Source organism: Maricaulis sp., assembly GCF_039978735.1.
Taxonomy (GTDB): Bacteria; Pseudomonadota; Alphaproteobacteria; order Caulobacterales; family Maricaulaceae; genus Maricaulis.
Genome location: NZ_JBDWAS010000046.1, coordinates 28,043 through 52,638, shown reverse-complemented (window position 1 = coordinate 52,638; position 24,596 = coordinate 28,043). Strand labels below are relative to the sequence as shown.

Sequence of the window (24,596 nt, the reverse complement as noted above, 5' to 3'; positions counted from 1 at the left end):
GAAAACCGATTTCGTGAGGATGCCATGCTGAAGTCTTTCCTGTTCTGCGCCGCGGCTGCAACGGCTCTGTCGGCCTGTACCTATGATGTCCACGGCAGGGGGGAGGACCGCTCGGTCGATGCCGCCGGCCTCGTGGCCTCGCGCAATGTGGATGTGCCCGGCGATGCCGAATTCTCCGGCATGTTCGTCGGTGCCGATGGCCGCGTCGGCCGGGATCTGGAGCTGTCCGGCGCGACCGTGCGCTCGAACATGATCGTCGGCCGTGATCTGGAAGCGTCCGGCGGGCGGGTGCGGTTCACTGGCGAGGTGGGCGGCGATGCCGAATTCTCGGCCGGCACGGCCGATATCGATGCGCGCATTGCCGGCAATACCGAAATCGCCGCCGGCCGGGTCACGCTGGACGGTCATCTGCACGGATCGCTGGAGATGGATGGCGGGCACATGGTGTTGCGCGCCGATGTCGACGGACCGGTGACCGTGCGCGGTCATGGCCGCGACGATGGCGATGGCCGGGTCGAGATTTCCGGACGTCTGGGGCAGGGCGGCCTGATCTGCGCCGCGGAAGTCGAGCTGCGGGCCGGCGCCCGGCTGGGAGGCGGTTTCCTGGTGATCTCCCACACGCGTCCCGACGGCGAAGGCTTCGAGTGGGAAGCCCTCGGCCGCCGCGATTGCGAGGATCTCTGACCGGCTATTCTGCGGGTTCGGTGGCCGCCGGCTTCAGCTCGTCGGCCATCAACGCCTCCACCGTCTTCTGGACGGTGCCGTAATCGGTCTTGCCGGTGCCCAGCACCGGGATCGATTCGACGTGGATGATCTTGCGCGGGATCGCCAGCTCGGAAATGCCGTGATTGCGCGCGAAGGCCACCAGGTCGGCCCGGTCGGCCTTGTCATAATCGGTGATCAGGATGACCTGTTCGCCCTTGCGCTTGTCCGGAATGGCGGCGGCGGCGTGCATGCTGTCCGGCCAGAGCGAGGTGGCGCAGTTTTCCACCACGGCGAGGGAGACCATCTCCCCGCCCAGCTTGGCAAAGCGCTTCACCCGGCCGCGGATGCGGATGAAACCGTCCTCGTCGATCGAGACGATATCGCCGGTATCGTGCCAGCCGCCCTCGGGCGCCTCCAGCTGCAGCGGCGCGGAGGGGCGGATATAGCCCTTCATGATATTGGGACCGCGAATATGCAGCTGACCACCGTCATCGATCCCCTCGACCGGCACCAGGCGCGCCTCGCAGCCTGGCAGAAGCTGGCCGACCGTGCCCGGGCGGTTATTTTCCGGCTGGTTGACCGACAGGACAGGCGCCGCCTCGGTGAGGCCGTAGCCCTCGACGATCTCGACATTGAACCGCCGGCGCAGGGCCGAGCGTGTCTCGTCCTTCACCCGTTCCGCACCGCACACCGCAAAGCGCAGCGATGACAGATCGTCCGGATCGGCGGCGCGGGCATACTGGTTCATGAAGGTGTCGGTGGCGAACAGGATGGTCGCCTTCGTCTCGGCGATCCGCTTGACGATGGTCTTGGCCTGCAGCGGCGTGGGGTGGCAGATCGCCGGCACGCCGAGACCGAGCGGTACCAGCACGCCGCCGGTCAGTCCGAAACAGTGGAAGGTCGGCAGCGGATTGAACACCAGATCGGTCGGGTAGATCTTGATGTGGTCGCGCACCTGCTCGACATTCGCCAGCAGGTTGGCATGGCTGAGCACGACGCCCTTGGGATCGCCTTCCGTGCCCGAGGTGAAGAGATAGACGGCGGCGCTGTCCGGATCGGGATGGGCGCGCACCAGGGACGGCATCACCATGCCGACGGCCGCGGCGAGCTTGTCGCTAAGCGACAGGTTCTCGCGCACATCCTCCAGATAGATCAGCTCGTGATCCTTCTTCAGCTCGGCTTCCAGCTCCTGCAGCTCGCCCAGCTCGATGAAGCGGTGCGCAGTGACGATACGCTTGGCCTTGCAGGCCTTGCAGGCCGCCTTCAGCGCCCGTTCGCCTGCGGTGAAGTTGAGCATGGCCGGGATCCGGCCATAGGCCGAGATCGCGAAGAAGGAGATGATGGCGCCCGCGCCCGTGGGCAGGAGCACGCCGACAGCTTCGCCCTTTTCGGTCCCGGCCTTGAGGGCATGGCCCAGCGCGAAGGAGGCTTTCACCAGATCGTTATAGGTGAGCTCCCGGCCGTCGGCATCGACGGCGGCGAGTTTCTTGCCGCCATACCGGTTTCTGGATTCGATCAGCGACTTGAAGACCGGCTTGCGAATGCGCGCCGGATCGAGATGGGCGCCCTTGTAGACCTGTCCGGATACGCCCTGCGTACCGGTATCCGGGGTGAGCCCGGCGGCCGGAGTGTCTGCCATGTAATCCTCCCGTATACGCCCATACGTGCAGGCGCGGTGTATTGCCGCCGATTTTAGCGGGCCTTGAAGCGTAGGGAAGAGGGGGGCTGCGTGCGGCCCGGCTTTATGGCGTCGGCATCTCGTAATTCAAAAAATATTTATCGAAAAACGGAAAAAACCCCTTGATATCGTTTTTCGATAATGTATGGTCTGAATCAACGCTGGGGAGCGTAGACCCGGATTTCCAAAACGCCAGGTGGCAGGAGGTCCGGGACGTTATGGGAGAGTTGAATGACCAAGCTCTGGCTTGCTGCCACGGCCCTGACCACCGCACTGATGACGTCGGGCTGCGTTATTGTCGTCGCCGACGAAGGCGACGGCGCCAAGATGATGCGCCAGCACCGGTCCGCGGACGGCTATATCGTGCTCGACCGGGACGGCGATTACAGCCGCCTGAGCGGCGATCTGAACCTGCGCGGCCGTCTGGGCGGCGATCTCAGCCTGGTCTCCGGCGATGTCGATGCCGACGGTCTCGAAGTCGGCGGTGAAGTCTCCATCGCGGCGGGTGACGTGAACTTCACCGGCAAGGTCGATGGCGAAGTTTCCATTGCCGGCGGCGATGTGAGCTGGAACGGCGAAGCCGGTGACGAGCTCTCGATCGCGGCAGGCGATCTGACGGTGCACGGCCATATTGCCGGCCCGGCCAGCCTGGCGTCCGGTGACATGGAGGTCGATGCGACCTTCCAGCACGGCCTGTCGGCGCATGCCGGTTCGATGACGATCAATGGCGAGATCCATGGCCCGCTCGAACTTGTTGCAATCAACGAGATGCGCCGCAATCGCGACTATGACGATCAGGGCGATATCGAGATCGGTGCGCGCGTTCATGATGGCGGCCAGGTCTGCGGTATCCGCGTGACCATCGCGTCGACGGCCCGCATCGATGGCCGGTTCGAAGTCTTCGCCGAGCATGAGCCGGAGGTCGAGTCGGGCGCCCGTGTGGATGACCTTGTCTTTACCCCGCGCGACCGCCGCGACTGCGAAGACCTGATCGACAACTGAAACCGGTGGGGACCGGAATTCATTTTCAACAACCGACCTGACTGCCGGGGGGCGCAGGGAGAGAGTTATGAACATCAAGCACACAATCATGGCCCTGGGGCTGGCCATCACCGCAATGACGGGCGCCGCAGGCGCCCAGGTGATCGGCGGCGAAGTCGAGATCGACGGCAGCGGCAATGACGTCGTCTTCCTCGGCGGCGACATGACGGTCCGCGGCAATGTCCAGGGCGATATTTCCGCGATAGCCGGCGATGGCCGGATCGATGCCGACGTTACCGGTTCGATCCATTTCTTCGGTGGCGACGTTCTTATCCGCGGCTCGGTCGGTGGAGATATCGAGATCGCCGGTGGCGATGTCGAGGTCGACGCCAATGTCGCCGGCGATGTCAGCGCGGCCGGCGGCGATGTCCGTGTCGGCGGCAATATCGCCGGTGAACTCGCCGCGGCTGGCGGCAATGTCGAGATCGACGCCACGGTCGGCGGCGCCGTGCAACTGGCCGGCGGGTATGTCGGTGTGCAAAGCGACGCGGTCTTTGCTGACGGTCTGGAGATCGGCGGCGGCGAGATCGAGATCGCCGGTACGGTGCGCGGTTTCACCGATATCGAGGGCTCCGAGGTCACCCTGTCCGGCCTGATCGACGGCGATATCGAGATCCTGGCCGAGGAAGTCTATATCCTCGACTCGGCCCGGGTGACCGGCGAGATCACCGTGCGCGGTCCGTCCCAACCGGTTGTCGCTTCCGGCGCCCAGATCGGCACGGTCGATTATGAGTACGAACCGTTCAATTTCGGCGCCAAGCACTGGGACGATATAGACATCGATATCGACGGTCCCTGGGAAATCATCGGTGCGCCCTTCGCCTTCCTGGGGCTGGCCGTGCCGGGTGCGGCCCTTCTGCTGGGCGCACTGGCCGTGCTGATGACGCCGCGCGGCACCGCGCGGGTAGCGCGGACCTTCCGCCGCAAGCCGCTGGTCTCCGGATTCCTGGGCTTCATCAGCTTCGCCCTGTCGCCGGTCTTCCTGATCATCATGACCGTGCTGCTGGCGATCACCGTGATCGGTGTGCTGCTGATCCCGATCATGTGGCTGCTGTTCTGGCCCTTCCTGCTGCTGTGCCTGGCACTGGGCGCGCTGGCAGTCGGCGATCTGATCTTCAACCGCAAGCCGGAACAGCCCCTGGGCATGGGTATGCGTCTTCTGTCCCTGATGCTGGTGCTGGCGGTTTCTGCCGCGCTGGGTGCCGTTCCGGGACTGGGGGCTCTGGTCGGTCTTTTCCTGATGTTCATCGGCCTGGGCGCCTGGCTGATGTCGCTGGGCCGGGAGAACGGTCATGCGGCTCCGGCTGCGGCAATCAGTCCGGAAGATGACAAAACCGTAACCGCGGGGTGACGCGGTCCCGGGCAGACGCTACATGAGTCCCCGAAGAGAGCCCGTTTTAGGGGTATGGGGAACCTGGGATATGCGTAGCTTCAGTCTTATTGCCATGGCGACAGCGGCCGCGACGTTCAACGTTGCGGCCGCTCAGCCGATTCAGCAGACCACGAACAACTGGCGCGATGCCTTCCGCCAGCTCGAGGACGAGGATTGGCCCTCGCCGAACCGCGAACGCCGCGCCACCGGCGCGCCGGGGCCGGACTACTGGCAGCAGGACGTCGATTACGACATCGATATCCGTCTCGATGAGGACGAGAAGCATCTCTACGGCTCCGAGACGGTCACCTACACCAATAACGCGCCGGACCCGCTGGATTTCCTGTGGTTCCAGCTCGACCAGAACCGTTTCCGCCCCGACTCCATCGCCGTGATGACCGAGACAGTCGGCGATGGCGGCCGTTCGTCCGGCCGGGTCGGCGGTTCCAATCCGGAAGGGATTTCGGCCTCTGCCGTGCGCCGGCGCCAGCAGATCGCCGATGACGGCTATGGTCACAACATCACGGCCGTGACCGATGCCGACGGCAATCCGGTCGATTTTACCATCGTCGACACGCTGATGCGGATCGATCTCGACGACACGCTGGAGACCGGCGAGAGCGTGGTGCTGAACATCGAGTGGGATTATCGCCTGATCGAGACCGGCGTGATCGGCGGCCGCGCCGGCTGGGAATGCTTCGAGGAAACCGAGGATACCGGCGGCGACTGCATCTACCAGATCGCGCAATGGTTCCCGCGTGCGGCGGCCTTCTCGGACTATGAAGGCTGGCACAACAAGGCTTTCCTGGGCCGCGGCGAGTTCACCCTGGAATTCGGCGATTACGACGTGTCCATCACCGTGCCGCAGGACTTCATCGTCTCCGCGACCGGTGTGCTGCAGAACCCCGAAGAGGTGCTCAACCAGGCCCAGCGTGATCGTCTGGAAGAGGCCCGGACCTCCGAAGAGCCGGTCTTCATCGTGACGCCGTCCGAAGCCCGCGCCAATGAGCGCCGGGGCACGCGGTCCGAAGCCACCTGGGAATTCCGCGCCGAGAATGTCCGCGATTTCGCCTGGGCCGGTTCGCGCAAATTCATCTGGGATGCGGTGGGGGTCGAACAGGACGGTGAGGGCGTGGCGCCCGAGCTGGTCATGGCGATGTCCTTCTACCCCAATGAGAGCGAGCCGCTGTGGTCGGCCTTCTCGACCCGCGCCGTCGAGCACACGCTGGACGTCTACTCCTCCTTCTCCTTCCCCTATCCCTATCCGGTGGCGCAATCGATCGCCGGCCCGCAGGGCGGGATGGAGTATCCGATGATCACCTTCAATGGCGGCACCTATGGCCGCCCGGTGGTCGATGATGACGGCAATCTGACCTATTCGCGCAGCGCCAAGCGCGGACTGATCGGCGTGATCATCCACGAGATCGGCCACATCTATTTCCCGATGACGGTCAATTCCGACGAGCGTCAGTGGACCTGGATGGATGAGGGCATCAACACCTTCCTGCAATTCCAGGCCGAGCGTCAGTGGGAAGAGGACTTCCCGTCCCGCCGCGGCGATCCGGACCTGATCGCGGACTACATGGTGTCGACCAACCAGATGCCGATCATGACCCAGTCGGACTCGGTGCTGCAGTTCGGCAGCAATGCCTATGGCAAGCCGGCGACGGCGCTGGTGGTGCTGCGTGAGACGATTCTGGGCCGCGAACTGTTCGACGAGGCCTTCCGCACCTATGCCAACCGCTGGCGTTTCCGCCGGCCGACCCCGTATGACTTCTTCCGCACGATGGAAGAGGTCTCCGGTGTCGATCTCGATTGGTTCTGGCGTGGCTGGTTCTACTCGACCGACCATGTCGACATCTCGCTCGACCGGGTGATCGAGGGCACCTTCAACACGGAAAATCCGGAGATCGAGAATGCCCGCGAGCGCGCCGAGGATGATGCCGCTCCGGAGAGCCTCACCCAGGCCGGCAATCGCGAAGCGGGCATCGCCTACTACGAAGCGCGCAATCCGGAAGTGGTCGACTTCTACTCGCGCAATGACGCCCACACGGTCACCAATCGCGAACGTGAGGCCTATGACAGCTTCCGCGAGGAGCTGGAGGACTGGGAAGCCACGATCGTCGACAGTGACGAGCGCATCTACTATCTCGACTTCACCAACCAGGGCGGTGTGGTGATGCCGATCATCCTCGAATTCACCTTCGCGGATGGCGGCAGCGAGATCGTGCGGATCCCGGCTGAGGTCTGGCGCTATAATCCGGAGAATGTCACCTGGACCTACATGACCGATCGTGAGGTCGTGTCGGTGGAACTCGATCCGCTGCACGAAACCGCCGATGCGGACCGGTCCGACAATTTCTTCCCGCCGCGTATCGAGCCGACCCGGCTGGAAGTCTATCGTTCGTCCTCGGACAACGACACGATGATGGACGACATGGATCAGCGCGTGACGCGCGACTCGATCCGTACGCGTCCGCAATAGGAAGGACCTGCGCGAATGCTGCGGCTTCGCACACTTCTGACGAGCCTGGCCGGTGTTCTGCTTGTTGCAGCACCGGCCAGCGCCCATCGCGTCCATGCCGGTGTCACCGAGATTGCCGTCAATCCGCGCACCGGGGAGATGGAGATCGTGCACCGGCTCTTCGCCCATGACCTCCTGACCGCGCTCGATCGCGGCGAACAGGATGCGGCGCAATTCCTCGAGACCGAAGCCGGGCTGGAAACGGTCGGCGCCTATGCCGGCGAGCGTTTCCGGATGGCGGACGGTGAGGGCGCCCTGTTCGAGCTGAACTATGTCGGCGCCGAGGTCGATGGCGAGTTTGCCTGGATCTATTTCATCGCGCCGCAGCCGTCGGAAACCGGAAGCTTCATCGTTGACAATGACCTCCTGGCCGAAGCCTTCGACGACCAGGTGATGATGACCAATCTGCGCTTCCAGTCCCATGTCCGCACGGCGATGCAGGGGCCCGGGCGTCGCGCGCCGGTGCGTGTCCGCTTCGAGCGCTAGGCTTGTCCGGCGGAAGCGGCCATCTCCACCCGGTTTCGCCCGTTTGATTTGGCGCTGTAGAGCGCCGTGTCGGCGGCGCGGAACAGTTTTTCCACATCGGCCGCATCGCGGCAGACCGCGCGGGCGCAGCCTGCCGAGACCGTGACCGGGATGTGCACGCCTTCAACCCGCGCCGGCGCGGCCTCCACGGCGGAACGCAAGCGGCCCGCCAGGGGCTCCAGGGCCTCGCTGTCGCGTTCATCGACGATAATCGCGAATTCCTCGCCGCCGATCCGGGCGAGTACATCGCGCCGCCGCGAGACCGAGCGGGCGATTGTGGCAAGATGCTGCAGAACCCGGTCGCCGACATCATGGCCATGCGTGTCATTGACCTGCTTGAACCGGTCGATATCGAACAGGATCATTGCGATCTGGCGGTCCGGCGCGGTTGCCGTTGCCAGACGGCGGACGATTTCCCGGTCGAAGGCCCGCCGATTGGCCAGGCCCGTCAGCGGGTCGGTCAGCGCCATCTCGCTAAGCCGGGCCTGGGAATAGCCGGCGCTCAGCAGCAGATAGCCGAAGATCGTCGTCGTTTCGAAGGCGATCAGCGTCATCACGGCGACGGGCAGGAGCGGGTTGTCACCGTCATAGACATTCTGGACCGCCCCGCCATTGGCCAGCTGCAGGGCGAACAGGGCGGCCGAGACCAGGATCGTGGCAACCATGGCGGCGCCGAGCACCACGGCGCCGGCCGGTCCGTCGCGCCGTGCGATCGCCCACAGCCGGGTGAGGCTGAGCATGTTGGTCGCGATCAGGATGCTCGCGAGCGTCAGGACACGGCCGATGACATTCGTGTCGACCAGGCAGAACCAGCCATAGCCCAGGGCCATGATACCGGCGAGGCCGGCATAGACGTACGGCCGGAAGGGGCGTTCGGCAAAGGAGGCGGTTCCGAACAGCATCAGGATATGGCCGGAACTGACCATCATGTTCATGAAGAAGAGAAAGGCCGGGTCGGTGTCCGGGCCGATATTGAAGGCGGCCGACAGGAAAAGGCCGACGGTCTGGACGCTCAGCCCGATACACCAGAACTTCGCACCCTCGCTGGTGCGGTGGATGCGCCAGTTCACGAAGTGCAGCAGGATCCCGATCGTCAGGATGAGCGCAAGGGCGCTGACAAGCGATCGGGTGTCGAGCATGTCCTGTCCTCGTCGCGGCGTTAACGGTGTGGCCGCAGTCTTTGCAGTGCGGTGCGGCGGGGGCAAGGCCCGAGCGCTGCAATCTCAGGATTTTGTTCAGATTTTATGCGCGTCAGCGGGGCAAAGACAGGCAAAGCTGTTGGCCAGTTTGCCCTCGGTGGCCGTGTAGTCGAAGGTGATTTCGGTTCCGGCCGGCAGGTCGCGGCGCGCGACAAGCACCGGCCGCCCGTCCGGCCGGTAGACGATCTCGCAGCTCGGCTCGCAGGCATGGTTCACGAAATGACCATAGCCGGTCGGCTCGACATGGCGGCCGTCGGAGGTGCGGAAGGAGTAAGGGGTCTGCACAGCACTGAACGGGCCGCGGATCGGCAGGACTTCGGCGCCCTGGGTCAATGGTGCGACCGCGACAGTGCCCCAGCCATGCGTAGGGCTGGGGTCCAGCCGGACGGCGGGCGCCTCTTCCAGGACATAGGCCGTGCGTGTGCGGACATCCCCCGGCTGCTGCATGTCCAGCGTGCCGATATAGCCGGCATCGATGTCCGGTGTTTCCGCGCGGACGCGCAGCGCCTCGGCGGGCCGGCGGTCGCGGCGGTCGAGATCGAGTTCCAGTTCCGCGCCGTTGACACGGCCGGTGACAGCGATCGGGACGGCGTCGGAACGGCCCGGTGTCAGGCGCAGGATCTCGCCGTCCCACCGGTCGCCATGGGCAAGCAGGTGAAAGCGGTCGAAACGCCGCTTGCCACCGGCATCGACGAAGAAGCCGAGCATGTGGCGTTCGCGGCTGGCAGCGGCATCCTGCACGGCGATCTCCCGGTTATGCGGCAGTACGCGGTCGAGGCTAGCCAGGATACGCTGCAGCGCAAGAAAAACCCAGGGTTTGCGTAAACGCGCGCTCACCCCGGGCGGGAATGCAGGCCGTGTCAGGCCTCGGTCTTTTGCGGCGCGTCGCTGCGCACGAGCACATTGCGGCCCGGGGCCGGACAGATCGGTTTCAGCTTGCCGTCGCCTGGCGTTCTGGCGGGCACGTCATCGCCGGAGCGTTCATAGAGCCAGTCGCGCCAGTCCGCCCACCACGAGCCGGGATGCTCCTTGGCGCCCTTGATCCAGGCCTCGACGGTCTTGGGCAGTTTGTCATTGGTCCAGTGCTGGTATTTGCCGGCGGCGGGATGATTGATCACGCCGGCGATATGCCCCGATCCTGCCAGCATGAAACGGACCGGTCCGCCGAAGCGCTTGGCACCGCGATAGACGGACGGGTAGGGCGCGATATGGTCCTCGCGCGAGGCCTGCATGTAGACCGGTGTCTTCACCGCGCCGAGATCGAGCGTGTGACCGTCAAGCTCCAGCTCGCCGCGCGACAGGCGGTTATTGCGGTAGAGATTGTCCAGATACCACAGGTGCAGCGCCTTGGGCATGCGGGTCTGGTCGGAATTCCAGAACAGCAGATCGAAAGCCTGCGGCTGGCGGCCGAGCAGGTAGTTGTTGACCACGAAGGACCAGATCAGATCGTTCGAGCGCAAGAGGTTGAAAGTGTCGGCCATGGAGCGCCCGTCCAGCACGCCGCCCTGGGCGTCCATGATGCGCTCGATCTCCTTGAGCCAGTACTCGTCGATGAACAGGAGGAGGTCGCCGGCCTGCTCGAAATCCGTCTGGGCGGCGAAAAAGGTCGCCGACGCGATCCGGTCGGCCTGGCCTTCTGCTTCCAGCCAGGCGAGGGCGCTGGCCAGCAGGGTGCCGCCGACGCAATAGCCCACGGCATTCACCGATGTTTCGCCCGTGGCCGCCTCGATGGCGTGAAGCGCCGCAAACAGGCCTTCATGCATGTAGTCGGAGAAGGTCTTGTCCTTGAGTTCCGGACCCGGATTGACCCAGGAAATCAGGAAGACCGTGAAACCCTGCTCGGTGAGCCAGCGGATCATCGAGTTCTTTTCCCGCAGATCCATGATGTAGAACTTGTTGATCCAGGGCGGCGCGATCAGCAGCGGCCGCTGCTTCACCGTCTCCGTCGCCGGGGCGTACTGGATCAGCTCCATCACATCATTCTGGAAGATCACCTGACCGGGCGCCGTGGCGAGGTCCTTGCCGACCTGGAAGCCTGCGGTATCGGTCTGGCGCAGGGCCAGCCGTCCATGGCCGGATTCCAGATCATTCATCAGGTTCTGCAGGCCGCGCGTCAGGTTCTCGCCGCGCGAGATCATGGTCTCGCGGATCACATCCGGATTGGTCAGGGCGAAATTGGTCGGTGACAGGGCGTCGGTCATCTGCCGCGTCAGGAATTCCACCTTGCGCCGGGTGCGCTCATCGACACCGTCGACATTACGGACCAGCCCCATCAGGAAATGCTGGTTGAGCAGATAGGACTGCTTGATGGCATTGAATACCGGATTGGTGGACCAGTCCTCGCTCTTCCAGCGCTTGTCGCCCTTTTCCGGCTCGATGACCGGCGCGCTGCCGGCATCGTCTTCGCCAGCCATGAAGTGCCTGGTCGTGTTCGACCACAGATCGAGATAGCCCTTCATCAGATCGGCCTGGGCCTGCATCATCAGCTCGGGCTGGTGCACGATGTGATTCCACACCTCGCCGAATTCGGGCGCAGCGTTGAACGGATCGGCCTTGGGCAGCACGGCTTCGCCTTCCAGCGCCTTCTGCATCGCTTCGGACATGAGCTTCTGCGACTTCAGCGAAGCCTGAATGAGATTGCGCGACACCTCGTCGAGCGCCTCCCATTCCGCTGCGGTCATGCCGGCCCAGGGGTTGGAGTCGCGGTCTTGCGCGTCGTTTTCCGTCTTGCCCGGCATTGATTGTCCTTGTCTTCGGCAGGTGACTCTGACACCGATCAGCGTATAGAAAGCGCGTCGCGCGTCCAGCGCGAGGAGTTGTCATGCATCGCTTTGTTACGACCGCAGGGCTTGCCGCCCTTCTGGGAGGCTGCGCAGCGGTCGATATGCCGGCTGTGGAAGCCACGCATCCCGACTGGGTCGAGGAGCGCCTGGAAGCCGGTGTGGAAGATCGTGCTGCACCGCGCACTGTGCCTGATCGCACGCTTCCGCGCGGAGAAGGTGCGGAAATGGACGCCCAGACCCGCCGGCTGCTGGAGCGCCGTGATGCGCTGAATGCCGAGGCGGAAGACCGCGAAGGGCAGGACACGCCGTCCAGCGCATCCGATTTTGTCAATGAGGGGCAGGCGCGCACGACGCCGCCGCAAACCCCGCAGCGTTAGATCAAGACCGCCCCGGTCCGTGCCGGGCGATGACCGGAGACTTTGTAAATGAGCGATACCCGTGCCCTGACCAATCTGGCACTGCAGGCCGTGCGTGCAGCCGAATCCGCGGCCGTTGCGGCCTCTGACTGGATCGGCCGCGGCGAGAAAGAATCCGCTGACCAGGCCGCCGTCGACGCCCTGCGCAATGGTCTCAATGCCATGCCGATGAAGGGCCGGATCGTGATCGGCGAGGGCGAGCGCGACGAAGCGCCCATGCTCTATATCGGCGAAGAGGTCGGGACCGGCGAGGGGCCGGAGATCGACATCGCACTCGACCCGCTCGAAGGCACCTCGCTGACGGCCAAGGGCCAGGCCAATGCGCTGGCTGTGGTCTCCTTTGCGCTGCGCGGCGGCCTGCTGCACGCGCCGGACACCTATATGGACAAGATCGCTGTCGGTCCGGGCCTGCCCTCCGGCGTTATCGACCTGGACGCCAGTGCGGCCGAGAATGTGAAGAACCTGGCCAAGGCCAAGGGTGTCGCCCCGTCCGACATCACGGTCTGCGTCCTGGAACGCGAACGTCACCAGCACATTATCGACGGCGTGAAGTCGGTCGGCGGCCGTGTCCGTCTGATCCCGGACGGCGATGTGGCCGGCGCGATGGGCGCTGCCGGTCTCGGCGTCGGTGTCGATATGTACATCGGTCAGGGCGGGGCGCCCGAAGGCGTGCTGGCGGCCTCGGCCCTGCGGTGCATCGGCGGCCAGATGCAGGCCCGCCTGTTCTTCCGCAATGATGACGAGCGCGCCCGGGCAGCGCGCGTTGGCGTGACCGACCTCGACCGCAAGTATGATGTCGCCGAGCTGGCGGCGAGCCATTGCCTCTTCGTCGCCACCGGCGTCACTGATGGCGACCTGGTCGACGGTGTCCGCAAGTCCGCCGGTCAGGTTCACACGCACACACTCCTGCTCGACTCGGCCGACCATTCCGTACGCCGCATCCGGTCGGCACGGCCGCTGGGCTAGCACGGACACAGGATGGTCACGGACGCCACGACACGGCACACTGACGCGCTTCTGGGCGTTGAGAACTCGCTGAGCGGGCGCAAATGGCGCTTGCGCGAGGCCGACGAGACGGCCGTGACCACGATTGCCCGCCAGCACGGCCTGCCCGACGCCCTGGCCCGGGTCATTGCTGCGCGCGGCGTGCCGCCGGAAGCGGCCGGACAGTATCTCTCGCCGCGTCTGCGCGATGTGTTTCCCGACCCTTCCGCACTCGCCGACATGGACAAGGCCGCGGGGCTGATCTGGGATGCCGTCGCGGCGGGGCGGCGCATCGCGGTCTTTGCCGACTATGATGTCGACGGTGCGACGTCCGCCGCCCAGCTGGTGCGCTGGCTGCGCCATGTGGGCCAGGATGCCGATATCTACATTCCCGACCGGATCGAGGAAGGCTACGGACCGTCTGCCAAGGCCTTCGAGACCCTGCGCGAGCGCGGCGCCGAACTGGTGGTGACGCTGGATTGCGGGGCCGCGGCGCATGAGGCCCTGCGGCATGGTGCGGGGATCGGGCTCGATATTGTCGTGATCGACCATCACCTGATGGATGACGATTTCCCGCCGGCCGCGGCGCTGGTCAATCCGAACCGGCCGGACGACACCTCCGGGTGTGGCCATCTGGCGGCGGCCGGGGTCACCTTTGTCCTGCTGGCGGCGCTTAATCGCGAGGGACGCCGGCGCGGTGCCTTCGGGGAGGCCGGCGAGCCGGACATCATGCAATGGATGGATCTCGCTGCCCTGGGCACGATCTGCGATGTCGTGGCCCTGGAGGGGCTCAACCGCGCGCTGGTGGCGCAGGGGCTGCGCGTGATGAGCCAGTGGCAGCAGCCGGGTATCAAGGCCCTGGCCGATGCGGCCGGTATCGACGGTGAGGCCAGCGTCTATCATGCAGGCTTCCTGATCGGGCCGCGAATCAATGCCGGCGGCCGGGTCGGCCGTTCCGACCTGGGCGCTCATCTGCTGACCACCGACGATCCGGCGAAGGCCGCACGGATCGCTGCCGAGCTCGACGCGCTCAATGCCGAACGCCGCACGATCGAGACGGCAGTGCAGGAGGAGGCCCTGGCCCAGCTGGAGCGACAGGGCGCGGACAGGGCGATTCTGGTGGCGTCGGGTGAGGGCTGGCACCCTGGTGTCATCGGCGTTGTTGCCGGCCGCCTGAAGGACCGGTTTTCCAAACCCGTCATCGTCATCGGTATCGATCGCCAGGGCGAGGTCGCCATCGGCAAGGGATCCGGGCGCTCGGTGCCGGGCGTCAATCTCGGCGGCGCCATCGCCGCGGCGCGCCATGAGGGGCTGCTGCTGGCCGGGGGCGGCCATGCCATGGCTGGTGGCCTCACAGTGGAAGCCGACCGGATCAATGCGCTGGTCGCCTATCTGGACGAACGTCTCGCGCCGGAGCTGGCAGAGGCCGGCGATGCCATGGCGCTCAAAGCCGATGGTGTGCTGGCGGCCTCCGGCGTGACGGTGGAACTGGCGGAGCTGCTTGAGCGCGCCGGCCCCTTCGGTCAGGGCAATCCCGAACCGCGCTTTGCGCTGTCCCGGGTACGGGTCAGTTTTGCCAAGCGGGTGGGCACCGATCATGTGCGCTTTTCGCTGCAGGATCTCAGCGGTTCCAGTGTGCAGGGGATCAGTTTCCGCACGGCCGACACCCCGCTGGGTGAGGCACTGCTGAGCGCGGGCGAGGGGCTCTGGCATGCAGTCGGCCGGGTGAAGTGCGATGCCTGGCAGGGCCGCAAGCGGGTGCAGCTGCAACTGGACGACCTGGCAACTGCGCAAGACTGACGTTTTTGCGAAATTCCCGCTTGCAAGCGGTCTCAGGCTTTTCTATACGACGGCCCTCATCGCCGCGGGCCCTTCGTCTATCGGTTAGGACGCCAGGTTTTCAACCTGGAAAGAGGGGTTCGATTCCCCTAGGGCCTGCCACGCGATCTCCTCCTTCTCATGTGCAGACGTGGTAGGATCGCTGGGTATGCCGGCGAGGGTGGGGCAGGTTTGTCCCCTGATCACGGATGCGATGTCGGGAGCGTGAGGCAATGGCCCATCTTTCCACCAAGACCTATGGCAATGAGCGCGGCCTGTCCTGTTGCTCGCGGCAATGGGCGGCGGACAGCGATTGCAGCCTCCTGCACGGCTACTCCTTCGGCTTCCGCTTCGTGTTTGCCGCCGAACAGCTCGACAAGCGCGGCTGGGTGCTCGACTTCGGCAAGGGCGGTTTCGGCAAGATCCGCGACTGGCTGCACGAGATGTTCGATCACTCGCTTCTTGTCGCAGAAGACGACCCGGAGCGGCCGGCGCTGGAAGCGCTGGGCGAGCGCGGCATTGCCCGCGTCCGGGTGGTGCCGGGGACGAGCTGCGAGCGGATGGCCGAGATGACCTTCCACAAGGCGGACGAGATCGTCCGGGAGGCCACGGGCGGGCGCTGCTGGGTGGAATCGGTGGAATGTTCCGAACACGGTTCGAACAGCGCCATCTATCGCTCTACGCGCGCCGTCGCGCGTCTCGCCGAAAGCGACCGGCTGCACGAAGAACTCGGCTGAGACGCCGGGAAAGTTTCGAGTTTTCCACGATTTTCTGCCACCGCCGATCGCCGGATCGGCGGTTTTTACGCGTGGCGCGAATTCCCGAACCGGATTCGCGCGAAGAAACTCGCCTCTCAGGAGAAAAATGAACCTTACGAGAAAGACAGGAAATCCGCATCAGGTTGTGATTGAAAATCAGTTCAACCCCAACATATTGCGTTAATTTCGTTGAGAACCGCTCGCAGCGACTAGATGTCGAAGTCGCAAAACGCAACCAATCGGCCGATTCGTCTTCTCTTCGGTCATGAATTTGTGTACAAATCTTCACTCGAGGGTTGTTTAAGCGAGCGATATCATGGTTCTGGCTCACGATGTTTTTGAAGACACCGAAGTGCTTCAACTGGAGGGCCGCGTTAAGTGGTACGATCCCGCGCGCGGGTACGGGTTCATTGACGCGGTTGACGGCGAGGGCGACATCCTGCTCCACGCCAGCTGTCTGCGCCGTTTCGGGCAGGGTCCGGCCCTACCGAACGCCAAAGTGGTCTGCAAGGCCGTCCGCGGCGACAAGGGGCGGCAGGCCATAGAACTGGTCGAGATGAGCGGCGGCGACACGCAGGCCGAGGTGCGGCCGCGGCGTTTCCATCCCTATGCCGTATCCAGCGCGCCTTTCTGCCAGGCCGTGGTGAAATGGTTCGATCCGTTGCGCGGCTATGGCTTCGTCAATTGCGCGGAAGTGGAGGGCGATGTCTTCCTGCATGCCGCCACCCTGCGCCGCGCCGGTCTGGAAGACGTGGCGCCGGGCGATACGCTGGAAGTGCGCTGCATCGAGGGCCCCAAGGGCGCTCTGGCCGCGGAAATCCGGCCTGCCCAGGGCGCTTGATCCGGGCAGACCCGCTCCGGCTGTTGATGACGGGCTCGCGGCGTCTGTCCGGCGTTGCGCAACGCGCAGACGCCCGCTAGCTTCCGGCACATGCGCAGCTTGATCCTTTCCCTTCTGGTCGGCGTCTCAGCGCCGGCCTGGGCGCAGGACGCCGAACCGGCGGCCGCAACGCCCGACGCCACCGTTTCCGACCCCACCGCGGAAGTGTCCGCCATCACGTTTGGCGGGCCCGAGCCGGTCGTCATCGACAGCGCCGATGGCCGGCATGTCTTCACGGCCGAGCTGGCGACCACGCCGGAACAGCTGGAACGCGGCCTGATGTGGCGCGAGACGCTGGATCCCGATGCCGGCATGCTGTTCCACTATTCTCCGCCCCGCCGCACGGCGATGTGGATGGAAAACACGCTGATCGATCTCGACCTCGTCTTCATCGCGCCGGACGGCGAAATCGTGAAGATTGTCGGTCATGCCCAGGCCGGCTCGCGCCGCAGCCTGGCATCGGATGCCGTGGTTTCCGGCGTTCTGGAACTGGCTGCGGGCCGCACATTCGAACTCGGTATCCGCCCCGGCGATACGGTCCGTCACGCCTTTTTCGGCAATGTGGACGAGGGTGCGGACGATGCGGCGCCGGCCCCGGAAGAAACCGCTGAAGAAACGGCTGAAGACATGGATGCCGGGACTGCCGGCGAGCCGGATACGGATACGCCTGCACAGGATACGCCCGAAGACGCGCAGTAGGCTTGCCTAAAGGCGAGGGCGCTTACATAAGGGCAATATTCGGGGTGTGGCGCAGCCTGGTAGCGCATCTGGTTTGGGACCAGAGGGTCGCAGGTTCGAATCCTGCCGCCCCGACCATTGACCGGTTTTCGCCGGTCCATGCGGTTGAAATGGGAGACGCGCATGTTCGCGAGGATCTATCGTCCGGCCCGCAATGCGATGCAGTCGGGCCGCGGCAAGACGAAGAAGTGGGTGCTCGAGTTTTCGCCGGAGATGGCGAAAAGGCCGGATCCGCTGATGGGCTGGACGTCCAGCTCGGACATGCGCAGCCAGATCCGCCTGAAGTTCGACAGCCAGGAAGACGCCGTGGCCTACGCCAAGCGCCAGGGCATCCCTTTCCAGGTCGTCGAGCCGCACGAACCCAAGCGGTACGAGAAGTCCTACGCCGACAATTTCTCCGCCGATCGCAAACAGCCCTGGTCGCACTAGACCGGACCTGTCTGGCCTCCGTAGCTCAACCGGATAGAGCGCCCGCCTTCTAAGCGGATGGTTGCAGGTTCGAGTCCTGCCGGGGGCGCCACTTTTTCCTCTGTTCCCGCTCCGCTCGACCCGAGCCTGTCGCCGCTTGCGGTGCCGGGGTCGATGCTCACATGGAACGCGCTCAGGGCTGCGGGGTTTGAGGCCGGCCCATCAGCCGGCGCCATCTCTCCTTTGTCCCCGCTCCGCACGACCCGAGTCTGTCGCCGCTTGCGGTGCCGGGGTCGATGCTCATATGGAACGCGCTCAAGGCTGTTTTATACGTCCGTGTTCGAGGGCGATGGTCCGGTCGGCCCGCCCGGCAATGACATGATCGTGTGTAACCAGCACGACCGTGGCGCCGCGCTCCCGGATGGCGTCGATATGGCCCATGACGATGCCAGCGGACTCCGGGTCCAGGTTTCCCGTCGGTTCGTCGCATATCAAAAGGCGTGGTTCGCGAACCATGGCGCGAGCGATCGCGGCACGTTGCTGCTGGCCGCCGGACAGTTGAGCGGGCAAGTGATCCGCCCTGTGCTCAATGCCAAGCGCATTGAGCGCTTCCATTGCCCGCTCCCGGCGAAGACGTCTCGAACGCTCAATCCCGTCGAGGCCGGCCATGACGTTTTCTACGACAGTTTCGTCGCTCATGAGATGAAATGACTGAAACACGAACCCGACATGATGGCGCCGCAAATCTGCAAGCCGTCCGGACCCAGCCCGGGTGACGTCTTCGCCAAAGAAAGCCACCTGTCCCTCGCTCGGCTTTTCCAGCAACCCCATGATGGCAATGAGTGTGGACTTGCCAGATCCCGAGGGCCCCACAATCGACAGGAACTCGCCCCGGGGAATACTCATGGTGACCTGGTCAAGCGCCGTGGTTTCTACTTTTCGGGTCCGGAAGCGCTTTGTGACCGCGATCAGTGTGAGTGCGTCACTCATTGCTTTGCGCACCCCGGATACGCACGGAGCGAAAACCATCGATCGGGCGCGGCGCGCTTACAAGGATCGTTTCGTTTCCGGACAAGCCGTCGAGCACTTCGACCCGGGCGCCCGCGCGCTGGCCCAGCCGGACGGGTCTGGGTGTCGCGGTTCCGTTCGGCTCGTCGTACACCCAGATCATATCGGGTCCGACAAGCTCGCCGAACGGCACGCTGACGGCGGTCCGGGGCTCGTCCGTCTGGATGGCGATCTGCACCATCTGACCGGCGCGGAGATCGTCGGGGACCTCTGACAGGAATGACAGCCGGACCTCCACGGCCCCGTCGCGGGCCTGGGGGTCGATGGCTTCAATACTCAAATCGCCCGAGTGGGGCGTGCGCAGCCTGGCCTCCAGCCCAACAAACAGGTCTTGGGCCGCGCTTTCCATGACCTGGGCCGATATCCTGTCCGGGCGGCCGCGGGTGACGGTGAACAGAACCTCACCCGACGAGACGGGCTCGCCCACACTCAGGGTCAGCCCGGATATCTGGCCGTCGGCGGGCGCGCGTATGGTCAGCCCGTCCAGCCGATCAGCGATGCTCTGCGACAGCCGTTCAAGGCGCGCCTGCGCCGCATTCAGGCGTTCGGAACGCCGGTTTGCGTCCTGCCGGGTGTTTTCCAGGACCTCGTCGGCGTTGATTTCTTCTTCCGTGAAGAAGGCCACTTCGTCTCTCAGGCGCTCCATGCGGGCGGGGGAGGCGAAGCCGCGTTGTTCGAGGACAAGATTCCGTTCCAGCTCCATGACGGCTTGGCGTTTGCGGAATGCGATGTCCCGTAACTGCGACCTGGCGTCGTTTACCCGGCGATCGAGATCGGCGATTTGCGCCTCGATGGCGAGCGCCTCCCGGCCCAGCCGGACCAGATTGTCAGCAACTTCGCGTTCCAGAGCAGAATTGCGGAGCATCAGGACGACTTCCCCGGCCGCCACCTGATCGCCATTGCGGAAATGGATTTGCAAAACCGACCCGTCTTCCGGCGATGGCGCGGCCGTAGTGGCCATGTCCACAACGACGCCCGGCACCGTGACTTCCGGCGCAAAGAGTCCGCTTTGGGCATCGCCCAAAACAACGCGATCGACATCGAGCGTCGGGACGAACACGCCTGCTCGCCAGATCAGGAATATGACCATGATGAGCAGGGCGGCGACGGCACCGCCTGTCGCGAGGACCCAAGGAAATGCGCGTGTTCGCCGATCTGTGGGCAAGGAACGGGTCGGGGTCATCACGAAATTGGACAAGCTTGCCAGTCGTCATTTATTCAAGACAACCAAAAGTAATGCGTCGGCTGGAAATCGCAAGGCACAAATACTTGGGAAAAGGTGATGCGGTCTCGTTGTTCGAGCCGCATCACAAGAAAGGAACGCAAATGGGTTTACTCGATGGTTTGGTTTTGCTCTTCCCAGCACACCACGCCATAAATGCAGTGCTGAACCCCGCCGGTGGTGCTGCATACCTGCGTCTGCCGACATACGACACCGGCATAGGCTGATGCTGTACCAAAAGACAGCAAGCTTGCGGTGATCAACGCTAAGGTTGCATATTTTCGTTTGATCATTACGATTTCCTTCAGTTGGCCAACTTATTCGCTGGCGCGGTTTAAGGTGGCATCCCGACGTAATGCACCTAACACGAGAACAACCTGAGGTCAAAAAATGGATGCCGCTTGGAAAGTTGCTCTTCCCCTGCTTCTTGGCATTGCCATAGCTGCGTGCTCGAACCCGCCGGACGATGAGCCGGAGGCCGCGGAAGAGATCGAAGCTCAAATGGAACATATATTTGGTGTTCTTGACAAAAACGGGGATGGGGCCGTTCTGAGAGATGAACTGGCTGGAATACCCATGTCCTTCAGTAATGCCAACACGGGCGAGGCTTTGACCGGCGAAGCGGCAGCCGACGCCTGGTTTGCGATGTTCGATGTGAATGCTGACTCCGAAGTCACCTTGCCTGAGTATGTTGCGAAGGGGTTGGAGCTTGAGGCGCAGAGTCGGGAAGGAGGATGACGGTCGCTGGCGCTTCACGCCGGTCGTCCCGCGTGCTCGCTGATGCCAATATCTTGACCAATGCCGTTCCGTCTACAATCCGCCATGCTCGCGATGGCAGGTCTATTCACCCTGCTTGGCGGGTTGAGTGTCTCGGCTGTCCTGCTTTCAAGTGCCTGGACGGATTTGACCGGTGATAGGGGCTATCCGGCAGCGCTCAGGACGTACCGCCTGACTGCGGGCTTCGCTCCGGAGTTTGCGGGTTCGACGACGCTTCCGGATTTCAGAGTCTATCAGTTCAGCGCCCAGGCCCTGGAACGTATCCGCTCCGACATATCGGGTGTTGAGGACGCGTTGCTGATCGCCGAAAGCGGACATGTGCACCGTGTGGGCGCTTCCGAAAGTGCCGTCCAGCTGAGGACCATTGCCAGCTCGACCCGGTTTCCCGACTTTTTCGGGCTCGGCCTGGCGTCCGATGAGAGCGGCGTCTGGCTTACTCGATCGGGGGCAGGTCGGTTGAGGCCACAAACAGGCGCCATGCCTGCAGAAGTGGAGATTGCCGGTCTTTATTATCCCGTTCTCGGTGTGGTTGCCGATCCGCCTGCCGGTTCGCACCTGCAGTATGAAGCCATCCTGCTTTCACGCGCCTTCAGCCCGGAACGGGACGGCGTCATCTACATCCGAACGTCTTCTCCGGCCGAGGTGGAGGGGCAGCTTGCCCCAGTTCTCGCGGATGACGTGGGCTTTCCCTTCCTGGCCGCCCGCCTCGAACCCGTTACGGGACTGAGGATCAGCGCAGCACCGGGCCTCGGCGATGCTAACTTCATTGTCACGGGGCAGGGGCTCGAACTGGCCGTCGCGCTGTTTTGCGGGCTGTCAGCACTGTGCGGTACAGCCTTGGCGATCGGCCTTCTGACGTCCGGTTCGATTGCGACAAACAGGCAAAAGCTCGGGATTCGCGTGATGCTGGGCGCGGCGCCGAAACGCCTCGCGTTCAGGATACTCCTGTTGCTCGGTCTGGCAGGCGCGATTCTTGCGTTGGGGGCTTTCAGCCTTTCGGTCGTGTTCGGGGAACCTGTCCTAGGCGCGTTGAACAAGCCGGATCCCACGAAACTCCTTCAGCCGATTGCAGCAGCATTCGGGTCCGGGCTGGTGCTGATATTGCTGTTTGCCGGTCTCTCCCTGACGCCGCTGGCGACTGAAGCGCCGGCCCGGCTGGCTCTATCGGGTCAGGCGAGACGGCGGAACACCGCCTTTGCGCTGGTCATCGGTCTGGCCGTCCTGTCAACGGGATCGGCCTCTCTCGGCTTTGTTGCGGCACAATTCTCCCTGGAGGCGCGCCGGGGGGCGGTGCTCAGTCTTGAGGACAGCCGGACATGGCGCATGAGCAGCTATGACAGGGCTGTGATCGGGCGGCTTGTCGCAAGCGCTGAGCGCTCTGCGTTTGTCGACGGGTATACCGTGTTGAACTGGTACCCGTTCCTGGACAGCAGTCTGAACATGCCTGTTGCACTGGAAGGCGGGGCGCTCGTCCAGGTCAGTGTTCTGACAGGAGGAATGAGCTGGCCGCAATTCGTCGACGCAGACGTCGTGGCCGGCGCGGTGCCAGAACGTCTGTGGGGTGCAGCGCGGCATTGCGAGGCCGTGCTGGAGACGACGGCGGCGGATCAGATATCTTCCCTTGGCTACAGGTCGCAGATCGGACGCAATCTCGTACTGGCGGATCGCGTGGAAACCTGCCGCATCGTGGCCGTTATCGAGCCGGTCCGGCGCGGGAAACTGGCAAGTCACGGCGACCCCGTGGTGCACCTGACCGGAGTGGACCTTGCGACCACCTTCAACCCCCAGGGCGATCCATATCTAAGCTTTCTTGTGCGCCTGAAACCCGGTCTCGTGCCTTCGGATGTATTTGACGCGTCAACTCTTTCCGGACTGGATTCGCAGATCCTGTCGATCGGCGAGCTTGGACAGCGCGCCTATGAACGCGAGCGGCGGGTGGCGAGCATTCTCAACCTCGCCTCTCTTGTCCTGATGATTGTTTTCCTGCTCGTTGCCGTGGCGTTGTCCCTGCAGACCTTCGCAGCGGCGCGCAGTCAAATCGCCATCCGGCTGGCATTGGGTGCCCGGCCATCCCGGTTGGCACCGGGAATTTTCCTTCCCGTTTTCCTGTCGGCCGTGGCTAGTATCGTCAGCACCTCGATCCTGACAGTCTTCATAAACGGTGCCTGGTCGAGCTGGGGCGGTTTATCCCGGATCGATCCCATGACCCGCATCCTGGCCATGGGCCAAGCGTCGGCAGTGTGTGTCCTTCCGGTCTTGCTGGTCGCGTTGATCTGCTTTGTGCTGATCTCACGCACGAGTCCGGCAACCGTGTTGCGCGGGAGCTAGGATGAGTGGTCGATTTTCAGTCCCGGCAACGCCCCTTGCCGCCGCCATTGGCGGAGAAAGTCACCGAGAAGGCGATGCCGATGATCAGGGGGACCCAGATCGGCAGTTCGCCGACACCGGGTGCATCGAGCGCGGCGGCGATGTGATCGTCGACCAGCCACCACAGAAGAAAAAGCCACATGTCTACGTCCCTTTCATGCTGGATCAGGAGACGGCAGCGAAGCCCCGTTCCAGATCGGCGATGAGATCTTCCGGCGCTTCCAGGCCGATGGCGAAGCGGATCAGGGCGCCGTCATGGCGGTGCGCGGTTTTGGTGCGCTTGAGCTGGGGGTCGCAATGGATCGCCAGACTCTCGTATCCGCCCCAGGAAAAGCCCATGCCGAACACGCCGAGCGCATCGAGGAAGCGCTCGCTTTTCGGGATATCCCAGCCGGGAAACTCGACCGAGAACAGACCGCAGCCGCCGGTAAAGTCGCGCTGGAACAGGGCGTTGTCGGGATGGTCTGCATGGGCCGGGTGCAGGATGCGGCCGGTCTCGGGACGGGTCTTCAACCAGTCGGCGATGGCCATGGAGGAGGCAAAGCTGCGCTCCATCCGCACCGCCATCGAGCGCAGGCCGCGCAGGGCGAGATAGACATCATCGGGCGCGGTGTGGAAGCCGAAGCTGCGCTCGGTCGCCTGCAGCCGCGCGAACAGCGCCTCGTCGCGCGCCACCACGGCGCCCAGCAGAAGATCGGAATGCCCGCCGACATATTTGGTCAGCGCCTGGGCGGCATAGTCGACGCCCAGCTGCAGCGGCTTCAGGGTCAGCCCGGCGCTCCAGGTGTCGTCGATAATGGTGATGACGCCCTTCTCGCGCGCCACTTTGGCTATGGCGGAAATGTCCTGCATCTCCATCGTCAGGGAGCCGGGCGATTCCAGCAGGATGGCCTGGGTCTCGTCCGTGATGAGATCGGCGATCTCGGCTCCCATGCGGGGCGCGAAGAATTCCGTCTTCACGCCGAATTTCGGCATTGTGGTCAAAAGGAAGTTGCGCACCGGCCCGTAGATGCAGTCGGCCGCCAGCACGGTTCCGCCCGCCTCGACCGAGGCCAGGATCGACAGCGTGTTGGCCATCAGGCCGGAGGAGGTGAGGGCGCAGCCGGCACCGCCCTGCAGCTCGGTCAGCGCGCCGCGCAGGGCCTGATGGGTCTCCAGACCGACCCGGCCGTAATGCACGCGCCCCGGCGGGAAGTCGTAGAGCTCGGCTGCCGAGGGCGCGAGCATGGTCGAGCCGCGGGCGACGGACGGATTGACCTGTCCGCGTTCGTCATGCGGCCGTCCAAGCCGGGTGAGCCGGGTTTCGTCCTTCATCAAGTCCCTCAATCTGTTG

The 24,596-nt window shown here is 64.2% G+C and carries 23 protein-coding genes and 3 tRNA genes; 17 read left to right on the top strand and 9 right to left on the bottom strand.

Features of this window, described 5'->3' with window-relative positions:
• Nucleotides 1–24 precede the first annotated feature (24 nt).
• Nucleotides 25–684, top strand: coding sequence for a hypothetical protein (locus ABJO18_RS14205; RefSeq protein ID WP_348507411.1), 660 nt, complete (start codon nucleotides 25–27; stop codon nucleotides 682–684).
• A gap of 4 nt (nucleotides 685–688) precedes the next feature.
• Here ABJO18_RS14205 and ABJO18_RS14200 read toward each other — a convergent pair whose 3' ends face one another.
• Complete coding sequence (locus ABJO18_RS14200) at nucleotides 689–2,344, bottom strand: AMP-binding protein (RefSeq protein WP_348507410.1); 1,656 nt, start codon at nucleotides 2,342–2,344, stop codon at nucleotides 689–691.
• 270 nt (nucleotides 2,345–2,614) lie between these two features.
• On the opposite strand from ABJO18_RS14200, the gene ABJO18_RS14195 reads away from it, so the two are divergent.
• From ABJO18_RS14195 to ABJO18_RS14180, 4 genes are all read left to right on the top strand, one after another.
• Nucleotides 2,615–3,385 (top strand): hypothetical protein, encoded by a 771-nt coding sequence (locus ABJO18_RS14195; protein WP_348507409.1) that lies wholly within the window; start codon nucleotides 2,615–2,617, stop codon nucleotides 3,383–3,385.
• A gap of 67 nt (nucleotides 3,386–3,452) precedes the next feature.
• Entirely contained in the window at nucleotides 3,453–4,775 is a 1,323-nt protein-coding gene (locus ABJO18_RS14190) for a hypothetical protein (RefSeq protein ID WP_348507408.1), read from the top strand.
• A gap of 70 nt (nucleotides 4,776–4,845) precedes the next feature.
• A complete protein-coding gene (locus tag ABJO18_RS14185; RefSeq protein ID WP_348507407.1) occupies nucleotides 4,846–7,281 on the top strand; it encodes a M1 family metallopeptidase in 2,436 nt (811 codons plus the stop codon).
• Nucleotides 7,282–7,296: 15 nt separating this feature from the next.
• Entirely contained in the window at nucleotides 7,297–7,806 is a 510-nt protein-coding gene (locus ABJO18_RS14180; RefSeq protein WP_348507406.1) for a DUF6702 family protein, read from the top strand.
• Here ABJO18_RS14180 and ABJO18_RS14175 read toward each other — a convergent pair.
• From ABJO18_RS14175 to phaC, 3 genes are all read right to left on the bottom strand, one after another.
• A complete protein-coding gene (locus ABJO18_RS14175; protein WP_348507405.1) occupies nucleotides 7,803–8,984 on the bottom strand; it encodes a GGDEF domain-containing protein in 1,182 nt (393 codons plus the stop codon). The two genes, ABJO18_RS14180 and ABJO18_RS14175, sit on opposite strands and share 4 nt — an antisense overlap.
• 96 nt (nucleotides 8,985–9,080) lie before the next feature.
• Nucleotides 9,081–9,785, bottom strand: a complete 705-nt coding sequence (locus ABJO18_RS14170) for an SET domain-containing protein (protein WP_348507404.1) — start codon at nucleotides 9,783–9,785, stop codon at nucleotides 9,081–9,083.
• Between the two features lie 119 nt (nucleotides 9,786–9,904).
• Nucleotides 9,905–11,782 (bottom strand): class I poly(R)-hydroxyalkanoic acid synthase, encoded by a 1,878-nt coding sequence (phaC, locus tag ABJO18_RS14165; RefSeq protein WP_348507403.1) that lies wholly within the window; start codon nucleotides 11,780–11,782, stop codon nucleotides 9,905–9,907.
• 83 nt (nucleotides 11,783–11,865) lie between these two features.
• On the opposite strand from phaC, the gene ABJO18_RS14160 reads away from it, so the two are divergent.
• The 10 genes from ABJO18_RS14160 to ABJO18_RS14115 all read left to right on the top strand — a co-directional run bounded on the left by ABJO18_RS14160 (nucleotide 11,866) and on the right by ABJO18_RS14115 (nucleotide 17,941).
• Nucleotides 11,866–12,204, top strand: coding sequence for a hypothetical protein (locus tag ABJO18_RS14160; protein ID WP_348507402.1), 339 nt, complete (start codon nucleotides 11,866–11,868; stop codon nucleotides 12,202–12,204).
• Nucleotides 12,205–12,252: 48 nt separating this feature from the next.
• Nucleotides 12,253–13,209: a class II fructose-bisphosphatase gene (gene glpX / locus ABJO18_RS14155; protein WP_348507401.1), complete on the top strand. Its 957-nt coding sequence runs from the start codon at nucleotides 12,253–12,255 to the stop codon at nucleotides 13,207–13,209.
• Between the two features lie 12 nt (nucleotides 13,210–13,221).
• Entirely contained in the window at nucleotides 13,222–15,027 is a 1,806-nt protein-coding gene (recJ, locus tag ABJO18_RS14150; protein ID WP_348507400.1) for a single-stranded-DNA-specific exonuclease RecJ, read from the top strand.
• Between the two features lie 66 nt (nucleotides 15,028–15,093).
• Nucleotides 15,094–15,168: transfer RNA gene (locus ABJO18_RS14145), tRNA-Glu, on the top strand.
• Between the two features lie 110 nt (nucleotides 15,169–15,278).
• Entirely contained in the window at nucleotides 15,279–15,782 is a 504-nt protein-coding gene (locus ABJO18_RS14140; protein ID WP_271186565.1) for a 6-carboxytetrahydropterin synthase, read from the top strand.
• 337 nt (nucleotides 15,783–16,119) lie between these two features.
• Entirely contained in the window at nucleotides 16,120–16,644 is a 525-nt protein-coding gene (locus tag ABJO18_RS14135) for a cold shock domain-containing protein (protein WP_348507399.1), read from the top strand.
• A gap of 99 nt (nucleotides 16,645–16,743) precedes the next feature.
• The gene (locus ABJO18_RS14130) at nucleotides 16,744–17,382 is read left to right on the top strand and encodes a DUF192 domain-containing protein (protein WP_348507398.1); all 639 of its coding nucleotides are present in this window, start codon (nucleotides 16,744–16,746) and stop codon (nucleotides 17,380–17,382) included.
• A 40-nt stretch (nucleotides 17,383–17,422) separates the two neighbouring features.
• Nucleotides 17,423–17,499: transfer RNA gene (locus ABJO18_RS14125), tRNA-Pro, on the top strand.
• 45 nt (nucleotides 17,500–17,544) lie between these two features.
• Nucleotides 17,545–17,850 carry an ETC complex I subunit gene (locus ABJO18_RS14120; protein ID WP_348507397.1) on the top strand — a complete coding sequence of 102 codons (306 nt, stop codon included), beginning with the start codon at nucleotides 17,545–17,547 and terminating at the stop codon, nucleotides 17,848–17,850.
• Between the two features lie 14 nt (nucleotides 17,851–17,864).
• Nucleotides 17,865–17,941: transfer RNA gene (locus tag ABJO18_RS14115), tRNA-Arg, on the top strand.
• Between the two features lie 203 nt (nucleotides 17,942–18,144).
• Here ABJO18_RS14115 and ABJO18_RS14110 read toward each other — a convergent pair.
• From ABJO18_RS14110 to ABJO18_RS14100, 3 genes are all read right to left on the bottom strand, one after another.
• Nucleotides 18,145–18,819, bottom strand: coding sequence for an ABC transporter ATP-binding protein (locus ABJO18_RS14110; RefSeq protein WP_348507396.1), 675 nt, complete (start codon nucleotides 18,817–18,819; stop codon nucleotides 18,145–18,147).
• Nucleotides 18,812–20,095 carry an HlyD family efflux transporter periplasmic adaptor subunit gene (locus tag ABJO18_RS14105; protein WP_348507395.1) on the bottom strand — a complete coding sequence of 428 codons (1,284 nt, stop codon included), beginning with the start codon at nucleotides 20,093–20,095 and terminating at the stop codon, nucleotides 18,812–18,814. Before ABJO18_RS14105 ends, ABJO18_RS14110 begins: the two co-directional genes overlap by 8 nt.
• A 134-nt stretch (nucleotides 20,096–20,229) precedes the next feature.
• Nucleotides 20,230–20,412, bottom strand: coding sequence for a hypothetical protein (locus tag ABJO18_RS14100; protein ID WP_348507394.1), 183 nt, complete (start codon nucleotides 20,410–20,412; stop codon nucleotides 20,230–20,232).
• A 97-nt stretch (nucleotides 20,413–20,509) separates the two neighbouring features.
• Here ABJO18_RS14100 and ABJO18_RS14095 point away from each other — a divergent pair, with 97 nt between their 5' ends.
• Nucleotides 20,510–20,857, top strand: a complete 348-nt coding sequence (locus ABJO18_RS14095; RefSeq protein ID WP_348507393.1) for an EF-hand domain-containing protein — start codon at nucleotides 20,510–20,512, stop codon at nucleotides 20,855–20,857.
• Nucleotides 20,858–20,941: 84 nt separating this feature from the next.
• The gene (locus ABJO18_RS14090; protein ID WP_348507392.1) at nucleotides 20,942–23,224 is read left to right on the top strand and encodes a hypothetical protein; all 2,283 of its coding nucleotides are present in this window, start codon (nucleotides 20,942–20,944) and stop codon (nucleotides 23,222–23,224) included.
• A 16-nt stretch (nucleotides 23,225–23,240) separates the two neighbouring features.
• Here the strand turns inward: ABJO18_RS14090 and ABJO18_RS14085 are convergent, their stop codons facing one another.
• Together ABJO18_RS14085 and metC are read right to left on the bottom strand one after the other, a co-directional pair.
• On the bottom strand, nucleotides 23,241–23,405 hold the full coding sequence (locus tag ABJO18_RS14085; protein ID WP_271186572.1) for a hypothetical protein: 165 nt from the start codon (nucleotides 23,403–23,405) through the stop codon (nucleotides 23,241–23,243).
• Nucleotides 23,406–23,428: 23 nt separating this feature from the next.
• Entirely contained in the window at nucleotides 23,429–24,577 is a 1,149-nt protein-coding gene (gene metC, locus ABJO18_RS14080) for a cystathionine beta-lyase (RefSeq protein WP_348507391.1), read from the bottom strand.
• Nucleotides 24,578–24,596 lie beyond the last annotated feature (19 nt).